The sequence below is a fragment of the Streptomyces sp. Isolate_45 genome, assembly GCF_024721315.2.
Classification (GTDB): Bacteria; Actinomycetota; Actinomycetes; order Streptomycetales; family Streptomycetaceae; genus Streptomyces.
In genome coordinates this window covers 1-2,093 of the sequence record NZ_JANFAK020000344.1, presented here as the reverse complement: position 1 = coordinate 2,093, position 2,093 = coordinate 1, and the positions used below count along the sequence as shown (strand labels likewise).

Annotated in this window: 3 protein-coding genes; all 3 read right to left on the bottom strand. The window is 69.9% G+C overall.

Annotated features, from left to right (window positions below):
* Window positions 1-254, bottom strand: a 254-nt coding sequence (locus NOD94_RS40910; protein WP_281211318.1) for an adenosylhomocysteinase, incomplete at its 3' end; no start/stop codon positions are given.
* Entirely contained in the window at window positions 232-1,137 is a 906-nt protein-coding gene (metF, locus tag NOD94_RS40905) for a methylenetetrahydrofolate reductase [NAD(P)H] (protein ID WP_281211317.1), read from the bottom strand. The genes NOD94_RS40910 and metF, both read right to left, overlap by 23 nt.
* The coding region (locus tag NOD94_RS40900; RefSeq protein WP_281211316.1) for a vitamin B12 dependent-methionine synthase activation domain-containing protein at window positions 1,134-2,093 on the bottom strand (960 nt) is incomplete at its 5' end. The genes NOD94_RS40900 and metF, both read right to left, overlap by 4 nt.

Here is a 2,093-nt window from a genome sequence, read left to right as displayed (position 1 = left end):
TCGATCAACACCGCCGTCTGCACCGTCATGTGCAACGAACCCATGATCCGCGCACCCGCCAACGGCTGCGCCCCGGCATACTCACGCCGGATCGACATCAACCCCGGCATCTCGTGCTCGGCAAGGGTGATCTCCTTCCGCCCGAACGCGGCGAGGGACGGATCGGCAACCTTGAAGTCCGTGAAGTCCGGGGACCCCGTGAACCCGGTGGACTCCGTGGACCCCTGGGCGTCAGTGCTGGGCTGCGAGGACATGCTGTGCGCTCCTTGATTCGAGTACGTTCCGGTGGATCTCAAGCGTCGCGGTGGAGCGGTTGAGAGTGATGTAGTGCAGTCCGGGTGCCCCCTCGGCCAGCAGCCGCTCCGCCATGGCGGTGGCGTACTCGACGCCGACGCGGTGTCCGGCGGCGGGGTCGTCGCGCACCGCGTCGAGGCGGTGGGCCAGGTCCTCGGGGAAGGCGGCGTTGCTCAGCTCGGCGAAGCGTCGGATCTGACGCACGTCGGTCGCCGGCATGATCTCCGGGATGACGGGGGTGTCGCAGCCCGCCGCCACGACCCGGTCGCGCAGCCGCAGGTAGTCGTCGACGTCGAAGAACATCTGCGTGACCGCGTAGTCCGCGCCGGCCCGACACTTGGCCACGAAGTGCCGGACGTCGCTCTCCCAGTCCGGTGAACGCGGGTGCCGTTCCGGGAACGCCGCGACGCCCACGCTGAAGGCCCCCGAGGCCCGGACCAGCGACACCAGCTCGTGGGCGTGTCGGAAGCCCTCGGGGTGCGGGATCCACGGGGCGTTCGGATCGCCCGGCGGGTCCCCGCGCAGTGCCAGCACGTCGCGTACGCCCGCGTCGGCGTACTGGCCGATGATGTGGCGCAGCTCGGCGACGGAGTGACCGACGGCCGTGAGGTGGGCCACCGGCCTCAGGGTGGTCTCGGCGGCGATCCGCTTGGTCACCTCGACCGTCCGGTCACGGGAGGAGCCGCCGGCTCCGTACGTGACCGACACGAAGGACGGTGCGAGCGGCTCGATGCGGCGGATCGCGTCCCACAGCACCCGCTCGCCGGCGTCGGTCTTCGGCGGGAAGAACTCGAAGGAGAACGACGGCGCCCCGCTCTCCAGTACGTCGCGCAGCGCGGTCATGTGCGGCCTCCGGCATTGAAGTAGCTGGCCTCGGGGTGGTGCAGGACGATGGCGTCGGTGGACTGCTCGGGGTGGAGCTGGAACTCCTCCGAGAGGTGCACGCCGATCCGCTCCGGTCGCAGCAGGTCGGCGATCTTCGCGCGGTCCTCCAGGTCGGGGCAGGCCGGGTAGCCCAGGGAGTATCGGCAGCCCTGGTACTCGGTACGGAACATCCCGTCGACGGAGGCCGGGTCGGCGGCGGAGATCCCCAGGTCGGAGCGGACGCGGGCGTGCCAGTACTCGGCCAGTGCCTCGGCGAGCTGGACGGAAAGCCCGTGCAGCTCCATGTACTCCCGGTAGGCGTTCGCCTCGAACAGCTTGGCCGTGGCCTCGCCGATCCGGGAGCCGACGGTGACGACCTGGAGGCCGACCACATCGGTCTCCCCCGAGTCCTCCGAACGGAAGAAGTCCGCGAGGCACAGGTACCGACCTCGGCTCTGACGCGGGAAGGTGAACCGGGTCCGCTCCGAGCCGTTCTCGTCGAGGATGATCAGGTCGTCGCCCTTGGAGACGCACGGGAAGTAGCCGTGGACGACCGCGGCCTCCAGGAGGCTCTCGGTGTGCAACTTCTCCAGCAGGCCGCGCAACCGCGGCCGGCCCTCGTTCTCCAGGAGCTCCTCGTACGAAGGGCCGCCGCGTGACGCCTTCAGTCCCCACTGGCCCTTGAACAGGGCGTTCTCGTCGAGCCAGGAGGCGTAGTCCTTGAGCGGGATGCCCTTGACGACACGGGTACCCCAGAAGGGTGGGGTGGGGACTGGATTGTCGGCGGCCACGTCGGAACGGCTGACGCGCTCCCCCTCACCGGGCTCCGGCTCGGTGACGACGGTGGCCGCCCTGACCCGGCGTTGCTTGAGTTCGGGGAGGGTGGCGCCGGGGACGCCGCGTTTGACGCCCATGAGGGCGTCCATGAGGCGTAG